Origin of the sequence: Massilia sp. CFBP9012, from assembly GCF_034045115.1 — a bacterium.
GTDB lineage: Bacteria > Pseudomonadota > Gammaproteobacteria > Burkholderiales > Burkholderiaceae_D > Telluria.
In genome coordinates, this window is record NZ_JAXCWM010000005.1 from 93,432 (window position 1) to 111,039 (window position 17,608).

Consider the following 17,608-nt stretch of genomic DNA (forward strand, 5'->3'; position numbering starts at 1 on the left):
CAGGCAGGACCAGAACCAGACAGGAGACTAGGCATGGACATCAGCCACACCATCATCAACCTGATCATCTTCGTGCTGGCGATCTACGTCGGCTACCACGTGGTCTGGACCGTCACCCCCGCGCTGCACACGCCCCTGATGGCGGTCACCAATGCCATCTCGGCGATCGTGATCGTTGGCGCCATGCTGGCTGCCGGCCTGACCGAAGGCCTGACCGGGCGCGTGGCCGGCACGGTGGCGGTGGCGCTGGCGGCGGTGAACGTGTTCGGCGGCTTCCTGGTCACCCAGCGCATGCTGGAGATGTTCAAGAAGAAGGAGCCGAAGGCCGTGAAGGCGGCGGTCGAAGAGAAGATCGAGGAGAAGCAGGCATGAACGCCATCAGCATGAACCTCGTGACCCTGTTCTACCTGGTCGCCTCGGTATGCTTCATCCAGGCGCTCAAGGGCTTGTCCTCGCCCTCGACCGCGCGCATCGGCAACGCCTTCGGCATGGCCGGCATGGGGATCGCCGTGGTGACCACGGTGGCGCTGATGCTCAAGCTGCAGGACAATCTGGGGCAGGGCGGCGGCTCGGGCTTCGGCCTGGTGCTGCTGGGCGTCGTGGTCGGCGGCGCGATCGGGGCGTACGCCGCGAAAAAGGTCGAGATGACCAAGATGCCCGAGCTGGTGGCGGCCATGCACTCGCTGATCGGCCTGGCGGCGGTGTGCATCGCGATCGCCGCCGTGTCCGAACCCTGGGCCTTCAATATCGCCACCCGCGATGGCGCACTCCCGTTCGGCAACCGGCTGGAGCTGTTCATCGGCACCTTCGTCGGCGCGGTGACCTTCTCGGGGTCGGTGATCGCATTCGGCAAGCTGTCGGGCAAATACAAATTTCGCCTGTTCCAGGGGGCGCCGGTGCGCTTCGGGGGGCAGCACATCCTGAACCTGGTGCTGGCGATCGCTATCGTCGTGCTGGGCCTGATGTTCTGCTTCGCCGACGGCGTGGCGCCGAGCTGGACGCCGTTCATCCTGATGGCGGCGCTGGCTTTCGTGCTGGGCGTGTTGATCATCATCCCGATCGGCGGCGCCGACATGCCGGTGGTGGTGTCGATGCTGAACTCGTATTCCGGCTGGGCGGCGGCCGGTATCGGCTTCTCGCTGAACAACTCGATGCTGATCATCGCCGGCTCGCTGGTCGGCTCGAGCGGCGCGATCCTCTCGTACATCATGTGCAAGGCGATGAACCGCTCGTTCTTCAACGTGATCCTGGGCGGCTTCGGCGGCGAAGCCGTCGTCGACGACGGCGGCGCCAAGGAGCAGCGCCCCGTCAAATCCGGTTCGGCCGAAGACGCCGCCTTCATCCTGCAGAACGCAGAATCGGTGATCATCGTTCCCGGCTACGGCCTGGCGGTGGCGCGCGCCCAGCACACGGTGAAGGAATTGGTCGACAAGCTGACGGAACACGGCGTGACGGTGCGCTATGCGATCCACCCGGTGGCCGGCCGCATGCCGGGCCATATGAACGTGCTGCTGGCCGAGGCCGAAGTCCCCTACGACCAGGTGGCCGAGATGGAAGACATCAACGGCGATTTCGGCCAGACCGACGTGGTCCTGATCCTGGGCGCCAACGACGTGGTGAACCCGGCCGCGAAGGACCCCAAATCCCCGATCGCCGGCATGCCGATCCTGGAGGCCTACCGCGCGAAAAGCATCATCGTCAACAAACGCTCGATGGCCTCCGGCTACGCCGGCCTGGACAACGACCTGTTCTACCAGCCCAACACGATGATGGTCTTCGGCGACGCCAAGAAAGTCATCGAATCGATGGTCAAAGCCGTCGAATAATCAATAGCCCGACAATTAGGGTCAGAGTAGATTTATTGGCCAATTGTCACCCAGATAATTAGGGTCGGAGTCGAATTAAGTGACAACATCGAGCTGAGAAATTGCTCAATAATTCGACTCTGACCCTAATTGATCCTTTAGGGCGTAAAAAATGATGCAAAAAAGTTCTAGACGACCGGTCTAATCTGATTTATAGTGCAGTCATGGCTAAGACAACGACACATGACTCTTCCGACGTTCGCGACAATATCGTCGCGGTGGGTCAGCGCATCATGGCCGGCAAGGGCTTCTCGGCGGTGGGATTGAACGAGGTCCTGGCCACGGCGGGGGTTCCGAAGGGTTCCTTCTATCATTACTTCGGGTCGAAGGACGCCTTCGGCGAAGCGCTGCTGGCAAAGTATTTCGAGGATTACCTGGCCGACATGGACCGCATGTTCCAGAAAGCCGACAAGACCATGGCCGAACGCCTGGTCGATTACTTCGAATTCTGGCGCGCCAACCAGTCGTTCTACGATTGCCAGGGCAAGTGCCTCGCAGTCAAGCTGGGCGCCGAAGTCGCAGACCTGTCGGAGCCGATGCGGCTGACCCTGAAGCAGGGTACCGCCGGCATCGTGGCCCGCCTGGCGCATGCGATCGAAAGCGGCGCCGCCGATGGTTCGCTCACGGCGCAGGGCGATCCCGCGCAGTTGGCCGAAAGCCTGTATCAGCTCTGGCTCGGCGCCAGCGTCATGGTCAAGATCGTCCGCGATGCATCGCCGTTCGATGCCGCGATGGAAACAACGCAACACCTGCTGCACCTGGCCCGCTGAATCGCGGGTCGAACCGGACGCTTCCAGCGAAGCGTCTTTTTTTGAAACATGAACTAGACGACTGGTCTACTAATCTGGTCTGCTAATAAAACTGAAGGAGCAATACCATGAATGTCCTCATCGTTCTCACCTCGCACGACACCCTCGGCGCCACCGGCCGCAAGACCGGCTTCTGGCTGGAAGAACTGGCCGCTCCGTATTACGCGCTGAAGGAAGCCGGCGCCCGCCTGGTGCTGGCGTCGCCCGCCGGCGGCCAGCCGCCGCTCGACCCGAAGAGCAACGAGCCCGCCTTCCAGACCGCCGAGACCCGCCGCTTCGAAGCCGACCCCGCCGCGATCGCCCAGCTCGCCAATACCGTGCGCCTGGACAGCGTGTCGCAGGACGATTTCGACGCGGTGTTCTACCCCGGCGGCCACGGCCCGCTGTGGGACCTGGCCGAAGATGCGCGCTCGATCGCGCTGATCGAATCCTTCGTCGCGGCCAGCAAGCCGGTGGCGCTGGTCTGCCATGCGCCAGGCGTCCTGCGCCATGTCAAGAACGCGGACGGCAGCCCACTGGTGCGCGGCCGCCAGGTCACCGGCTTCACCAATAGCGAGGAAGCCGCCGTCGAACTCACCGACATCGTGCCCTTCCTGGTGGAAGACGAGCTCAAGGCGAAGGGTGGGGTCTTCAGCCGCGGCGAGGACTGGGCCTCCTATGTAGTGACCGACGGCCTCCTGATCACCGGCCAGAACCCCGCTTCGTCGGCCGCGGCCGCTGAAACCCTGATCGGGCAATTGTCCCGCAACGCAGGCTGAGCCGATCGCGCCCGCCACCGACCCGAAAGAGTCCGCCATGTCCCTTCATCCATCTCTGTTCGCGCCGGTGCGCCTCGGCCGCCATACGCTGAAGAACCGCATCGTGTTGCCACCGCTGACCCGCCAGCGCGCGGGCCAGCCCGGCGACGTCGCCACCGACCTGATGGCGAGCTATTACCGCCAGCGCGCCAGCGCCGGACTGATCATCACCGAAGGCACGCAGATCGAGCCGCGCGGTAAAGGCTATGCCTGGACGCCGGGCATCCATGACGCCGCGCAGATCGCCGGCTGGCGCAAGGTGACCGAGGCCGTGCACGCCGAGGGCGGCATCATCTTCGCCCAGCTGTGGCACGTCGGCCGGGTCTCGCACGCCGCGCTGCAGCCCGATGGCGGCGCGCCGGTGGCGCCGTCCGCCATCCGGGCCGCCAGGGTCAAGGCCTTCATCGAGACCGGCCCCGGCGCCGGGACGCTGGTGGAGCCGTCGCTGCCGCGCGCGTTGAGCGTGGCCGAGATCGGGGAGCTGGTCGCCCTGTATGCCCAGGCGGCGCGCAACGCGATGGCCGCCGGCTTCGATGGCGTCGAGATCCATGCCGCCAACGGCTACCTGGTCAACCAGTTCATCTCGGCCCACGCCAACCACCGCAGCGACGAATACGGCGGCTCGCTGCAGAACCGCCTGCGCTTCCTGCGCGAAATCGTGCAGGCGGTGGGCGAGGTGGTCGGACCCGAGCGGCTCGGGGTGCGTTTCACGCCGCTGTTTTCCAGCACCGACGAAGACCGCGTGTATATCGGCCTGGTCGAGGACGATCCGCACCAGACCTATCTGGAAGCGATCGCGGTGCTCGAGCGTGCCGGTGTCGGCTACCTGTCGATCGCCGAGGCCGACTGGGACAAGGCGCCCGAGCTGCCGCTCGCATTCCGGCACGCGGTGCGCGCCGCCTTCAGCGGCAAGATCCTGTACGCCGGCCGCTATACCGCCGAGAAGGGCGCGCGCCTGGTCGAGGCCGGCCTGGCCGACCTGATCGCCTTCGGCCGCCCCTTCATCGCCAACCCGGACCTGCCCGAACGCATCGCCAGGGGCTGGCCGCTCAATCCGCTCGACGCCACCACCCTGTACGGCGGCGCCGAAGCCGGCTTTACCGATTACCCGCGCCATGCGCCAACCATCACCGAAGGAGAACCAGCATGAACCAGCAGATCGAAGGCAAGGTGGTCCTGATCACCGGCGGCGGCACCGGCATCGGCGCGGAGGCTGCGCGCCTGCTGGCCGAACGCGGCGCCCGGGTCGCGGTCGCGGCCCGCCGCAAGGACAAGCTCGACGGCGTCGTCGCCCGGATCGTCGCCGCCGGCGGCGAGGCCAGGGGCTATGTGCTCGACGTCACCGACAAGAAGCAGGTGGAGGCGGTGGTCGCCGCCGTGGTCGCCGACTTCGGCCGGCTCGACGTCCTGATCAACAACGCCGGCCTGATGCCGATCCGTCCGATGGCCGAGGTCAATACCGACGAATGGGACGCCATGATCGACGTGAACATCAAGGGCACCCTGTATGGCATTGCCGCGGCCCTGCCACGCTTCCTGGCCCAGCAAGGCGGGCACATCATCAATCTGAGCTCGGTCGCGGGAGTCAAGGTGTTCTCGCCGGGCGGCACGGTGTATTCGGGCACCAAGTTCGCGGTCCGGGCGATCTCGGAAGGCCTGCGCCACGAAGTCGGGAGCCAGGTGCGCGTCACCTCGATCGAACCCGGCGCCGTGGAAAGCGATCTCAAGCACAGCACCACGGGCGGCGCGACCGAGGCCGTCCTCGACTTCTACCGGCAAGCCATTCCGGCCGCTTCGGTGGCGCGGGCGATCGCCTTCGCGATCGAGCAGCCGGCCGACGTCGACATCAATGAAATCGTCCTGCGCCCGACCGCGCAGGAATTCTGAACCGGGAGCGAACCCGCTCCGGCGCCTTGCCGCCAAGCGACGACAGCAATCCGGCCGCGACCTTCAGCGCCCTACCACCTGAGCATCGCCGGCCCCCCTAAATTAGGGTCAGAGTCGAATTAATTACCAATTGATTTACTGAAGTTGTCAAACAATTCGACTCTGACCCTAATTATTGGGTTGGCACCCGCAGGGGGTTAGCGGCGGCCGAACATCATCAGGTCGGCGAGGAGCGTACGGGCGGGCTTGGCCAGGTCGAGGGCGGCGAGGCCCAGGCCCAGCAGGGGTTGCAGTGGCTTGCTGGCGGTGAAGGCGCGGGCCATGGTGTCGGTCAGGCCGATCGTTAGCTTGCGGTCTTGCGTGCGTTCTTCCAGGAAGCGGCCGATTGCGGCCGGGGTGGCGCCGCGCGCCAGCTGGCGCGCCAGGACGGCGGCGTCGCGCAGGCCCAGGTTCAGGCCCTGGCCGGCGACCGGGTGCAGGGTTTGTGCGGCATTGCCGATGGCGACCGTGCGCGCGGTGGCGCGCGCTTCGGCGTTCAGGCCGAGGGGAAAGGCGACGCGGGCGGAGACTTTGGTGAAAGTGCCCAGGCGGGTGCCGAAGGCGTCGCCGAGTTGTTGCAGGAATCGGGTGTCGTCCAGGTCGAGGACCGTGCCTGCGCGTTCGGGACGCACGCACCACACCAGCGCATATTGATGGCCATCGGGACCGTCTTCCGGCAGCAGCGCCAGCGGGCCTTCGTCGGTGAAGCGCTCGAAGGCGCGGTGCGCGATCGGCATGTCGCTCGTCACGCGCGCGATCACGGCGGTCTGTTCGTAGTCGCGGCTCCTGGCGCGACCGTCCTGCTGGCCGAAGATGCCGCCTTCGGCCTGCACCGCCACCTGCGCGCGCAGCGTGCGGCCGTCGTCCAGCGCCAGCAGAGCACCGGTGGGAGTTTCGTCCAGCGACTGCACGCGCGCCGGGCGCAGCACGGCGACGCCGGCCGCCTCGCAGCGCCGCGCCAGGGCATCGACCACGGCGCCGTAGCGCGTGACGTAGCCCAGCGCGTCGACGTCGTGATCGCGGCGGTCCATCAGGCTGCGACCCAGCTGGCCGCGGCGCGAGACGTGGATCTGGTGGATCGCGGTGGCCGGCAGCGGCCAGGCTTTGAGCTCGTCCAGCAATTGCACGCTGCCCCAGGACAGCGCGATCGAACGCGGGTCCGAGATCGCCTGGCCCAGCGACTTGCCGTCGATCAGGGCGATGCGCGCACCCGGTACCCCGCGCAGCGCCAGGAAGGCGGCCAGCGCCAGGCCCACCGGGCCGGCGCCGCAGATCGCCACGTCGAAGTCCAGCTCTTGTTTCGTCATCGTGTTTCCCGCATCAGTGCTTCCGCATCACTTCTTCAATCTCCGCCACGTCCTTCGGCGCGTCCGCGGTCAGGATGCGGCAGCCGGCCTCGGTCACGACCACGTCGTCCTCGATCCGGATGCCGATGTTCCAGAATCGTTCCGGCACGCCCTCGCCGGGCCGCACATAGATGCCCGGCTCCACCGTCAGCGTCATCCCCGGCAGCAGGGGACGCGATGGCTTGTCGGGGGAGGCGACGTCACGGTAGGCCCCGACGTCGTGCACGTCCATGCCCAGCCAGTGGCCGGTGCCGTGCATGTAGAACCGGGCATAGGCGCGTGACGCGATCGCCTCGTCGAGCGGGCCTACCTTGTTCCGATCCAGCAGGCCGAGGTCGAGCATGCCTTCGGTGAGCACGCGCACCGCCGCATCGTGGATCGCGCTGTATGGCCTGCCCGGCGCGATGGCGGCGATGGCAGCCGACTGCGCGCGCAGCACCAGTTCGTACAGGGTGCGCTGGGCATCGCTGAAGCGGCCATTGGCCGGATACGTGCGCGTGATGTCGCTGGCGTAGCCGTCCAACTCGCAGCCGGCGTCGATCAGCACCAGGTCGCCGTCGTCGATGCGGCGGTTATTGGCGTTGTAGTGCAGCACGCAGGCTTGCGGGCCGGAGGCGACGATCGAGGGATAGGCCGGAAATTGCGCACCGCTGCGGCGGAACTCGTGCAGCAGCTCGGCCTCGATCTCGTACTCGAACATGCCGGGCCGGGTGGCGCGCATCGCGCGCGCATGGGCCTGGGCCGAGATCGCGCCGGCGCGCGCCATCAGGGCAATCTCGTGCTCGTCCTTCAAGAGCCGCATCTCATCCAGGATGCCAAGCAGGTGATGCGTCGTCTGCGGCGCGGTGACGCCGGTGCGGCCGCGTGCGCGCACCGCCTTGAGCCAGCCGGCCACTTGGGCGTCGAGTCCGGCGCCGTGGCCCAGCGCGTAATACAAGGCCGGCGCATCGGCCAGGACGTCGGCCATGCGCGCATCGAGTTCATCGATCGGCCAGGCCTCGTCGAAGCCGAACGCATCGCGCGCCGCTTCGGGGCCAAAGCGAAAGCCTTCCCAGATCTCGCGTTCGACATTCTTCTCGCGGCAGAACAGGATGGAACGCCCCGCATGCTCTCCCTGCGCCGCCACCAGCACCACGAAGCTTTCCGGCTCGGCGAACCCGGTCAGGTAGTAGAAGTGGCTATCGTGACGGTAGGGATAGTCGCTGTCGCCGTTGCGCGGCACTTCCGGTGCGGTGCCCAGCACGGCCACCGCGCCCGGCTGCATCCGCTCCAGCAGCTGCGCGCGCCGGGCGGCATGCGCGGCGCAATGCGGCATCATGAAGCCGACTTGGCCGCCCGCAGCGGCGCGTTCAGTTCTTCCAGCTGGCCCACGGTGCCGACATTGACCCACTGGCCCTGGTAGATCTCGCCGCCGACGCGGCCGGCTTCGATGAACTTGCGCATCAGCGGACCGAACTTGAGGAATTCGCCGGCCTCGATCCCGTCGAACATCTCGGCGCGGTAGACGCCGATGCCGGCGAAGTTCCACTTAGATGGACCGTCGTTCTTGAGCGTGTACATGTCGAGTGCGAAGTCGCCCTCGGGGTTGTGCCACGGGTTCGGCGTCAGCCACAGCCAGGCGATGTCGCGCTTGTCGACCGGGTAGGGAACGCCTACCGCATCGATATCCTTGAGCGCATCGAGCGCCAGCGAGAAATCGAAGTAGGGCGCATAGATGTCGCCCGACACGGCCAGAAACGGTTCGTCGCCCAAGAGGTGCAGCGCATTGGCGATGCCGCCCGCCGTCTCGAGCGGCGTCGGCTCGTGCGAGTACACGATGCGCGCGCCGTAGCGGCTGCCGTCGCCCAGTTCTTCCTCGATCATGTGGCCGAGGTGGGAGTGGTTGATCACGATCTCGGTGATCCCGGCGCGCACCAGGTTCAGCACGTGCCAGGTGATCAGGGGCCGCCCGCGCACTTTCAATAAAGGCTTGGGGCAGCTGTCGGTCAGGGGCCGCATGCGCTCGCCGCGGCCGGCGGCAAAAATCATCGCTTTCATGCTGGACCTCAGAAGGTGTAGCCGACCTGCGGCGCCTTGTCTTCGAGCGCGTCGAGCAGGCGCAGCAGCGGCTTGAGTTCGGTGTAGCGGTTCGCAGTCTTGCGCACGTAGTCGATCACCGTCGGCAGGTCGCCCATGTAGTGCGACTTGTTGTCGCGGTAGTTCAGGCGGCAGAAGATGCCGAGGATCTTCAGGTGGCGCTGCATGGCCATGAACTCGAAGTCGCGGTAGAAGGCGTCGATGTCCGGGTTGACCGGCAGGCCGGCCTGCTTGGCGCTCTGCCAGTAGCGCACCACCCAGTCCAGCACGATTTCTTCGTCCCACTGGATGTAGGCGTCGCGCAGCAGCGACGCCAGGTCGTAGGTCACCGGGCCGTAGACGGCGTCCTGGAAATCGAGCACGCCGGGGTTGCCGTGGTCGAGGAACATCAGGTTGCGCGAATGGAAATCGCGGTGCATGAATACCTGCTGCTGCGCCAGCACGTTCGAGGCGATCGCCTCGAACACCTTGTCGAGTTGCGCCTGCTGCTTGTCGTCCAGCGTCACGCCCAGGTGGCGGTTCAGGTACCACTCCGGGAAGATGTTCAGCTCGCGCAAAATGAAGGCGCGGTCGAACTCGGGCAGCACGCCGGGCTGGCTGGCCATCTGGAACTTGAGCAGGGCGTCGACCGCGTCCGAATACATGAAGGCGGCATTGTCGCTATCCAGGCGCGCCAGGTAGGTGGTGGTGCCCAGGTCGCCAAGCAGCAGGAAACCCTGCTCGACATTGCGCGCGGCAATCGCAGGCACGGTCACGCCGGCATCGAACAGCAGGCCCTGCACATGGATGAAGGCCGGCACGTTCTCGCGTTCCGGCGGCGCATCCATGGCGACCAGGGTCGCGCCCAGTTTGTCTTGCATGGCGGGGACGACGTCGTAGCGGAAGTAGCGACGAAAGCTCGCATCGACGGAGGCAGGGCGGCCGGTGTCGACTTCCACCAGGCCGGTCGAGACCAGCCAGTCGTTCAGTTGCGCCAGGCGTAGATCGGGATCATGTGCTGCACCGGAGGAAGTGGAAGAATTTTGATACGAAGATGACATGAAGCGGCCTGACGAATCCGGTTGGTTGAGCTAATTCCCATATAATAAGGGATTCATTCTAAAAAAACCGCCCTTTATGGTGCATGTCCGATTTTCCATGAGCTGCGATTTTCCATGAGCTGGTCGTCACGCCAACCTTTCCCTCCGCGGCAGGTCCTCGCGCTCTATGCACTGGTTACCGCAACTGCGGTCCCGGCATTCGCCCAGACTGTCCCCCCTGCGCCACAAGCTGAAGATCAACTTCCCGTCGTAATCCAGGCCGAGGAGATCGGCGGCCGTCCCGACCGGCGGCTGGACCTCGACCGCAACGTCGAGATCACGCGCGGCCAGAGCGGCATCACCGCCGATACCGCCTGCTACCTGCGGGTCGAGGACGAAGTCACGGCCACCGGCAATGTGAACATGTGGCGCTTCGGCGACCGCTACAAGGGCGACGAACTGCAGCTGAACCTCGAGACCGGCAAGGGCTACCTGCTCAACCCGACCTACTTCCTGGCCAGCACCAATGGCCAGGGCGAGGCCGACCGCATCGACTTTTTGGGCGAACAGCAGGCCATCGTGCGCAACGGCACGTACAGCACCTGCGAAGGCCCCGATCCCGACTGGTACATCAAGTCGAGCACCCTGCGCCTGGACAGCGGCCGCGATGTCGGCACGGCCGGCAAGACCATCATCTATTTCAAGGACGTGCCGATCCTGGGCACCCCGGCGATGTCGTTCTCGCTGTCGGGCCAGCGCCGCTCCGGCTGGCTGCCGCCCACGGTGGGCTTCGGCTCCCAGGGCAAGGCCGAGGTGATGGTGCCGTACTACGTCAACATCGCCCCCAACCGCGACCTGACGCTGTACCCGCGCATGATGTTCGACCGCGGCTTCCAGATGGGCGCCACCGGCCGCTACCTGGGCAGCACCTACCAGGGCGAGACCCATGTCGAGGTCTTGCCGGACGACCGCAAGACGGAGACCACGCGCTGGCGCGTCGACTCGCTGCACAGCCAGTCGATCAGGCCGAACTGGTCGTACGGCTGGAACCTGCATGGCGCCTCGGATGACGAATACCCGTCCGACTTCTCGCGCAACGTCTCGGCCAGCGCCGAGCGCCAGCTGCTGCGCGAAGTGCGCACCGATCTGCATGGCCAGTTCTGGACCCTCTCCGCGCGCGCCCAGAACTACCAGGTGCTGCAGGATCCGGCCGCCGACACCGACCCGAACCTGAGGGTGCCGCGCCCCTACGACCGCCTGCCGCAGATTAACTTCCGCGCCGCGCGCTACGACGTGGCCGGTTTCGACTGGGCGATCGACGCCGAGGCGACCCGCTTCGACCACCCTACCGACATCGGCGGCAACCGTGCCGTGGTGCAGGGCCAGGTCAGCTATCCGATCGTGCGTCCGGGCTGGTTCGTCACGCCCAAGCTGATGTACAACGCGGCCAAGTACGATCTCGAAAAGCACGAGAGCCGGGTCGGCAAGCCCACCAGTATCTCGCGCACGATCCCGACCTTCTCGCTCGACAGCGGGCTGGTGTTCGAGCGCAAGGCCTCGCTGTTCGGCAGCGGCTCCACCCAGACCCTCGAGCCGCGCCTGTTCTACGTTTACACGCCGTACGAGAACCAGGACGACGTTCCGCTGTTCGACACCGGCCGCTCCGGTTTCAACTACGCCCAGCTGTTCTCCGAAAACCGCTACGTGGGCCTGGACCGGGTGTCCGACGCCAACCAGGTCACGGCCGCCCTGGTGTCGCGCTTCATCCAGGAAGATGGCTCCGAGCGCCTGCGGCTGGCCTTTGGCCAGCGCCAGTACCTCAAGCAGCCGCGCGTGGGCCTTTACAAGGACGAGCCGCCACACCAGAGCCGTTCCGACATGCTGCTGGCGGCCTCCGGCACCATTTCCGAGTCATGGAGCTTCGATAGCGGCGTACAATACGATGCCAGCGGAAGCAGTTTGTACAGCTCGAATGTGGGTGTACAGTGGCGTCCGGGGCAGATGAAGGTGCTGAACGCCGAATACCGTTATCAACGTGACAGCTTCCGCAACATCGACCTGTCGGCGCAGTGGCCGATCGGCCGCCGCTGGTATGGCGTGGGCCGGGTCAGTTACGCGCTGCGGTCGTACGGCGTGGGGCTGCCGGCCAATTCACCGGCTGGCGGCGGCAAGCTGATCGAAAGCCTGATCGGTCTCGAATACAAGGCCGATTGCTGGGTGTTCCGGATGGGCGCGCAGCGCTTCGTGACCGCCGCGCGCGAGGCGTCGACGCCGATCTTCTTCCAGCTCGAGCTCAATGGCTTGTCGCGCCTGGGCCTGGGTAACCCGCTCGATTCGTTCAACAAGAGCATCCCGGGCTATACGCGACTGAACACCGGAATTGGACGTCCATAAGCAAGCGTTCAGACTAGCCGTCCATAATTCGTCGTCCATGATGTGAACTATCCTGAAATGAGTGTTATCAAGATGATGCGTACTACCCGTTTGCAGTCCCTCCAGATGGCGGCAGCATTGCTGTGCGCGCTAACCGCGGGCCAGGCGCTGGCCCAGGCCGACACTTCAGCCGCTACCGGCGGTGGCTTCCTGCCGCCCGCCTCGGCCAACGCCAAGGTGGTCGATTCGATCCAGGTCGTCGTCAATGACGAAGTGATCACCCGCAACGAAGTGATCGGGCGCGTGGCCCAGGTCAGCCAGAACATGAAGTCGCGTAACGCCCAGTTGCCCGACCCGGCGACCATGGAGCGCCAGGTGCTCGAGGCGATGATCGTCGAACGCGCCCAGTTGCAGCTGGCGAAAGAGATGGGCGTCAAGGTCGACGACCGCACCCTGGACGCCACCATCGGCCGCATCGCCGAGAATCAAAAGATGTCGGTGCAGGACATGCGCAACCAGATGGAAAAAGAGGGCATGCCGTTCTCCCAGTTCCGCGAAGACATCCGCAACGAGATCATGATGCAGCGCCTGCGCGAGCACGAGGTCGACAGCAAGATCCAGGTCTCCGAAGCCGAGATCGACACCTATATGGCGGCCGCCAAGGCTGCCGAGGCCGATCGCATCGAAGTCGACATCTCCCAGATCCTGGTGCGCGTGCCAGAGAACGCCTCGCCCGAGCAGATCGCCGCACGCGGCGCGCGCGCCGAGGAAGTGATGCGCCAGCTGCGCACCGGCGCCGACTTCGCGCGCATGGCCTCGACCTATTCCGACGCGCCTGACGCGCTCAAGGGCGGCGAGATCGGCTGGCGCGATGCCGACCGCCTGCCGCCGATGTTCTCGACCGAGCTGCGCAAGCTCGAAGCGGGCCAGGTCACGCCGATCCTCAAGACCAACGTCGGCTTCCACATCCTCAAGCTGGCCGGCAAGCGTCCGCTGGGCGGCGAGACCGAGAAGTCGGTGGTCGAGCAGACCCACGCGCGCCACATCCTGATCAAGGTCACCCCGACCATGACCGAGGGCGAGGTCAAGCGCAAGCTGCTCGAGCTGAAAGAAAAGATGGACAACAACGCCGGCACCTTCGAGGACCTGGCGCGCCTGCACTCGCAGGACGGTTCGGCTTCGAAAGGCGGCGACCTGGGCTGGCTGTACCCTGGCGACACCGTTCCGGAATTCGAGACCGCGATGAACGAACTGAAGCCGGGACAGGTGTCCGACGTCATCCAGTCGCCGTTCGGCTTCCACCTGATCCAGGTCATCGGCCGCAAGAGTGAAGACGTGACCCAGCAGAAGGAACGCAATGTGGCGCGCCAGGTCCTGCGCGACCGCAAGATGCAGGAAGCGATGGAAGACTGGATGCGCCAGGTGCGCGACCGCGCCTACGTCGAGTTCCGCGAGGAGCAGTAACACCATGGCGGCGCCACAGGCGCTTGGGCGCCCGTTGGCGCCGCAGTCGGCGGCATCGGGGTCCGCATCTCGCCCCGCATCTCGTCCAACCTTGGCGATCACCGTCGGCGAGCCCGCCGGCATCGGCCCCGAGATCGCGATCCGCGCCGCCTGGGCCCTGCGCGAGCAGGCCAATTGCGTACTGGTCGGCGACGCCGCCTTCCTGGCGCTCACCGCCAGCCTGATCGATCCCGCCATCCGCCTGTCGGCGTTGTCGACCCAGGCGCTGCGCAATGGCGGCCTGCCGCATTTCGGCGCCCAGCGCCTGGCGGTGATCGACGTGCCGCTGGCCGCGCACGTGGTGCCGGGCCAGCTCGATCCCGACAATGGTCTTGCCGTGCTGGCCACGCTGGACCTGGCGATCGAAGGGTGCGGCTGCGGCTGGTTTGACGCCATCGTCACCGCGCCGCTGCAAAAAAGTACGATCAACGACGCCGGCATCGCGTTTTCAGGGCACACCGAATACCTGGCCGAGAAGACCGGCACGGCCAAGGTGGTGATGATGCTGGCCGGATCGCCAGGCGGCGACCAGCCCTACCTGCGCGTCGCCCTGGCCACCACCCATCTGCCCTTGAAGGACGTGCCGGGCGCGCTCACGCGCGACAACCTGACCCAGGTACTGGACATCCTGCACGCCGACCTGCGCGATAAATTCGGCATCGCGGCGCCCGTGATCCTGGTCACCGGCCTGAATCCGCACGCTGGCGAGAACGGTTACCTGGGCCGCGAAGAGATCGACGTCATCACGCCGGTGCTCGACGCTGCGAAAAGCCGTGGCATCGATGCGCGAGGCCCCTATCCGGCCGACACCCTGTTCCAGCCCAAATACCTGCAGGATGCCGATTGCGTGCTGGCGATGTACCACGACCAGGGTTTGCCGGTGCTCAAGCACGCGACCTTCGGACGCGGCATCAACGTCACCCTGGGCCTGCCCCTGATCCGCACTTCGGTCGACCACGGCACGGCTCTCGACCTGGCGGCCCAGGGCCTGGGCCTGGCCGATTGCGGCAGCATGGAAGAGGCGATCCGCGCCGCCATGCACATGGTGGCCGCGCGCCGCGCAGCCGCCACCACGAATAATTAAGAAAGCAAGCATGAAACACGTCGCACGCAAGCGCTTCGGCCAGAACTTCCTGACCGACAAGCAGGTCCTTACCGATATTATCGACGCCATCGGGCCGCAAAGCGGCCAGGCAATGGTCGAGATCGGCCCGGGCCTGGCGGCGATGACGGCGCTGCTGCTCAAGTCGCTCGACCACATGCACGTCGTCGAGCTGGACCGCGACCTGGTGGCGCGCCTCGAAAAAGCCTATCCGCGCGAGCGCCTCACCGTGCATTCGGGCGATGCGCTCAAATTCGATTTCGGGTCGATTCCGGTGCCGGAAGGGCAAAAGCTGCGCGTGGTCGGCAACCTGCCGTACAACATTTCCAGTCCGCTGCTATTCCACCTGGCCGAATTCACCGAGCTGGTCGAAGACCAGCATTTCATGTTGCAGAAGGAGGTGGTCGAGCGCATGGTGGCCGAGCCTGGCACCAAGGCCTACAGCCGCCTGTCGGTGATGTTGCAGTGGCGCTACGACATGGCCATGCTGTTCATCGTGCCGCCGACCGCCTTCGATCCGCCGCCGCAAGTCGAGTCGGCCATCGTGCGCATGGTGCCTACCCGCCGCCGGCTGGCATGCGACGGCAAGCGCCTGGAGGCGGTGGTGGCCAAGGCCTTCTCGCAGCGGCGCAAGGTCATCCGCAACTGCGTGGCCGGCATGTTCACCGAAGCACAGCTCGTCGAGGCCGGCATCGATCCGGGCGTGCGTCCGGAAGCGGTCAGCCTGGAGCAGTACGTGGCGCTGGCCAATTTACCCGTATCTTGAGCGTAGGGTGTACGGCTTCGCCGTACACGCGTTCAACACCATCAGCGCCGCCCGCCGGCGCTTTTTTTCGTCCGGACATATCCTGCTGCGCCGCAGCATACGGGTTATCACGTATTTTCGGGGGCTCGGTCGCCCATTTACGCAGTCTGTCGCATGCCGCTGGAGGGCTGCAGGCCAATTTCTTATAGTGCTCACATGGACAGCCGATCCGGCGCCTCAACCGACCAACAGGGAGCACATCATGAACGTCCTCAAGCACATGGAAGCCATCTTCATCGCCGCCGCCATCCTCGCCGGCTTCAGCAGCTACGCCGTCGCCGCCAATGCGCGCTCGGCGGAGGCTTACCAGTCGCAGGTGTCGGTCGGCATGGAAAAGATCGCCGTCGTGAAGGTCAGCGCCGCCCGCTGAGCGCCTGGAACTGTTTCGATGAACCCCGCGGGCAAAAAAAAGCCCACTCCAGAGGAGCGGGCTGAAATCCAATTCTTTTCTGAGGAGAGTTGGAGGAGACAGGAGTTATTATGCTGCGTGACAGCATATAAATCCAATTTTCCTTTCAAATACTCGACATAAGAATTGTGTATATCTGATCAGCTCCGTGCGGCCTCGCAGGTGACGTTGATATTGGTGACGTTTGCAGCCTTCATGGTGCCGGTGGCATTCGCGACGGTGCAAACCTGACCGGTCGGCTGGGTGAGGACGGTCACGCCATAGGTCTGATCGTATTCAACCGCCCCGGCGAAGACGTAGCTGATCGGCGTCGTGACTCCTGCGGCCGGTTTGGCGATCGAGAAAGTACCCCCGGTACTGCCATTGGCCAGCACCAGGCCGTCGGCGGTCAGGCCGCTCACCGTACCGCCGATCGTATAGATATCGACCGCGCATGCGAAGGTGATGTTGATCTCCGCCAGGCGACCGGCGGTATCTCTCCGATTATCAAACGACCCTTGCGGTGTGTCGCATTTCTGATTGGCCGGGAAACTTTTGAACGCCACATCGTAAACATCGCCGTACTCGAGCGTGTTCGGGAATGAGAAACTGACCGTCGCACGAGGGGTGGCTGGCGGCGCAATGGCGATTTCCATGCCATTGGTAGTCAGGACGGCGCCCGGATAAACGATGCCGGTGATCGTGCCTTTGACGACGAACTCGGCTTTGTCGCTGCCGCCACAGCCGGCCAGGCCCGCGGCCAGCGCCAGCGCGAGCGCCGGACGGATCAGGGAAGACTTCATGCGTAACGCTCCAGGGAAAATTAAGGGGTGCAGGTAACCGCCACATTGGTGACGGGGGCCGGGCCAATGGTGCCGCTGCCATTGCTGACGGTGCAGGTCTGGCCGGCTGGTTGTTCCAGGACCGCGACGCCGTACGGCGAATCTTCAGCGACGTCGGCCATCTTGAACGCGGTGGCGCCAGCCTGCACGGTCACCCGGTCGGCGCCGTTGACCAGGACCAGACTGCCCTTCAGGTTGCTGACGCTGCCGGACAGCGCATGGCGGTTGAGCTCACACGTGATGTAGACGGTGTAGACGTGGTAGCCCGCACGGCCGCTCGGATTGGCGATCTTGCAATCCTTGACGTTCGACGGCTTGGACTTGAAATCGACGCTATAGCGGTCGTCGGTCGAGATCAGGTTATCGAACGCCCATCGCCCCTGGCCGGAACCATTGGCCGGCGGCGTGATTGCCTTCTCCTGGCCGCCGCTGGTCACGACCAGGCCAGGCTTGGTCACACCTTCGAACGTGCCGCCCAGCTCCAGCTGGCCATCGCTTCCGCCGCAGGCAGACAGTGCGACCGCGCAGGCCAGCGCCGCGCCGGCACGCAGGTAGGAACTCTTCATAACATCTCCAAAAAATCTAGCGGGAAAGCGCAGCTGCGCGGTGAGAATAGAAAAATCGCTCAACATTTTAGTCCATTTGGCAAGCAGCTGGTCCATTTCGGGCGTATTTGGTTTTGTATCTTGGTGTAACCATAATTCAACAAAGGCAATATTCCAGAGTGCAGGCGGCGTGCGCATTGCATTCGGACTGG

General features: G+C 65.1%; 17 protein-coding genes. 11 read left to right on the forward strand and 6 right to left on the reverse strand.

Translation table 11 applies throughout. The annotated features are described in order from the left end of the window. Nucleotides 1–33 precede the first annotated feature (33 nt). From SOM61_RS09490 to SOM61_RS09515, 6 genes are all read left to right on the forward strand, one after another. On the forward strand, nucleotides 34–372 hold the full coding sequence (locus tag SOM61_RS09490) for an NAD(P) transhydrogenase subunit alpha part 2 (protein WP_320473862.1): 339 nt from the start codon (nucleotides 34–36) through the stop codon (nucleotides 370–372). Beyond that, the gene (locus tag SOM61_RS09495; RefSeq protein ID WP_320473863.1) at nucleotides 369–1,826 is read left to right on the forward strand and encodes an NAD(P)(+) transhydrogenase (Re/Si-specific) subunit beta; all 1,458 of its coding nucleotides are present in this window, start codon (nucleotides 369–371) and stop codon (nucleotides 1,824–1,826) included. Before SOM61_RS09490 ends, SOM61_RS09495 begins: the two co-directional genes overlap by 4 nt. 203 nt (nucleotides 1,827–2,029) lie before the next feature. Next, on the forward strand, nucleotides 2,030–2,635 hold the full coding sequence (locus SOM61_RS09500; protein ID WP_320473864.1) for a TetR/AcrR family transcriptional regulator: 606 nt from the start codon (nucleotides 2,030–2,032) through the stop codon (nucleotides 2,633–2,635). A 107-nt stretch (nucleotides 2,636–2,742) separates the two neighbouring features. Further along, the gene (locus SOM61_RS09505; RefSeq protein WP_320473865.1) at nucleotides 2,743–3,432 is read left to right on the forward strand and encodes a type 1 glutamine amidotransferase domain-containing protein; all 690 of its coding nucleotides are present in this window, start codon (nucleotides 2,743–2,745) and stop codon (nucleotides 3,430–3,432) included. Between the two features lie 37 nt (nucleotides 3,433–3,469). After that, entirely contained in the window at nucleotides 3,470–4,621 is a 1,152-nt protein-coding gene (locus SOM61_RS09510) for an alkene reductase (RefSeq protein WP_320473866.1), read from the forward strand. Next, nucleotides 4,618–5,358, forward strand: a complete 741-nt coding sequence (locus SOM61_RS09515) for an SDR family oxidoreductase (protein ID WP_320473867.1) — start codon at nucleotides 4,618–4,620, stop codon at nucleotides 5,356–5,358. The genes SOM61_RS09510 and SOM61_RS09515 overlap by 4 nt, the downstream gene beginning before the upstream one ends. Before the next feature lie 197 nt (nucleotides 5,359–5,555). Here SOM61_RS09515 and SOM61_RS09520 read toward each other — a convergent pair whose 3' ends face one another. From SOM61_RS09520 to SOM61_RS09535, 4 genes are read right to left on the reverse strand one after another with little or no spacing between them, the layout of a single operon-like run. After that, entirely contained in the window at nucleotides 5,556–6,704 is a 1,149-nt protein-coding gene (locus SOM61_RS09520) for an FAD-dependent monooxygenase (RefSeq protein ID WP_320473868.1), read from the reverse strand. Nucleotides 6,705–6,717: 13 nt separating this feature from the next. Next, nucleotides 6,718–8,061 (reverse strand): Xaa-Pro aminopeptidase, encoded by a 1,344-nt coding sequence (gene pepP / locus SOM61_RS09525; protein WP_320473869.1) that lies wholly within the window; start codon nucleotides 8,059–8,061, stop codon nucleotides 6,718–6,720. Then, nucleotides 8,058–8,780, reverse strand: a complete 723-nt coding sequence (murU, locus tag SOM61_RS09530) for an N-acetylmuramate alpha-1-phosphate uridylyltransferase MurU (protein ID WP_320473870.1) — start codon at nucleotides 8,778–8,780, stop codon at nucleotides 8,058–8,060. The genes pepP and murU overlap by 4 nt, the downstream gene beginning before the upstream one ends. An 8-nt stretch (nucleotides 8,781–8,788) precedes the next feature. Continuing rightward, entirely contained in the window at nucleotides 8,789–9,859 is a 1,071-nt protein-coding gene (locus SOM61_RS09535) for an aminoglycoside phosphotransferase family protein (protein WP_320473871.1), read from the reverse strand. 114 nt (nucleotides 9,860–9,973) lie between these two features. Between SOM61_RS09535 and SOM61_RS09540 the strand changes: the two genes are divergently transcribed. The 5 genes from SOM61_RS09540 (at nucleotide 9,974) to SOM61_RS09560 (ending at nucleotide 15,991) form a co-directional block, all read left to right on the forward strand. Further along, entirely contained in the window at nucleotides 9,974–12,232 is a 2,259-nt protein-coding gene (locus SOM61_RS09540) for an LPS-assembly protein LptD (RefSeq protein WP_320473872.1), read from the forward strand. A 72-nt stretch (nucleotides 12,233–12,304) separates the two neighbouring features. Beyond that, nucleotides 12,305–13,675: a peptidylprolyl isomerase gene (locus SOM61_RS09545; protein ID WP_320473873.1), complete on the forward strand. Its 1,371-nt coding sequence runs from the start codon at nucleotides 12,305–12,307 to the stop codon at nucleotides 13,673–13,675. Between the two features lie 4 nt (nucleotides 13,676–13,679). After that, complete coding sequence (pdxA, locus tag SOM61_RS09550) at nucleotides 13,680–14,798, forward strand: 4-hydroxythreonine-4-phosphate dehydrogenase PdxA (RefSeq protein WP_320473874.1); 1,119 nt, start codon at nucleotides 13,680–13,682, stop codon at nucleotides 14,796–14,798. 10 nt (nucleotides 14,799–14,808) lie between these two features. Then, a complete protein-coding gene (gene rsmA / locus SOM61_RS09555; protein ID WP_320473875.1) occupies nucleotides 14,809–15,582 on the forward strand; it encodes a 16S rRNA (adenine(1518)-N(6)/adenine(1519)-N(6))-dimethyltransferase RsmA in 774 nt (257 codons plus the stop codon). Between the two features lie 241 nt (nucleotides 15,583–15,823). Then, nucleotides 15,824–15,991 carry a hypothetical protein gene (locus tag SOM61_RS09560; protein WP_320473876.1) on the forward strand — a complete coding sequence of 56 codons (168 nt, stop codon included), beginning with the start codon at nucleotides 15,824–15,826 and terminating at the stop codon, nucleotides 15,989–15,991. A gap of 179 nt (nucleotides 15,992–16,170) precedes the next feature. Here the strand turns inward: SOM61_RS09560 and SOM61_RS09565 are convergent, their stop codons facing one another. After that, on the reverse strand, nucleotides 16,171–16,812 hold the full coding sequence (locus SOM61_RS09565) for a hypothetical protein (RefSeq protein ID WP_320473877.1): 642 nt from the start codon (nucleotides 16,810–16,812) through the stop codon (nucleotides 16,171–16,173). A 20-nt stretch (nucleotides 16,813–16,832) separates the two neighbouring features. Continuing rightward, nucleotides 16,833–17,417: a hypothetical protein gene (locus SOM61_RS09570; RefSeq protein WP_320473878.1), complete on the reverse strand. Its 585-nt coding sequence runs from the start codon at nucleotides 17,415–17,417 to the stop codon at nucleotides 16,833–16,835. Nucleotides 17,418–17,608 lie beyond the last annotated feature (191 nt).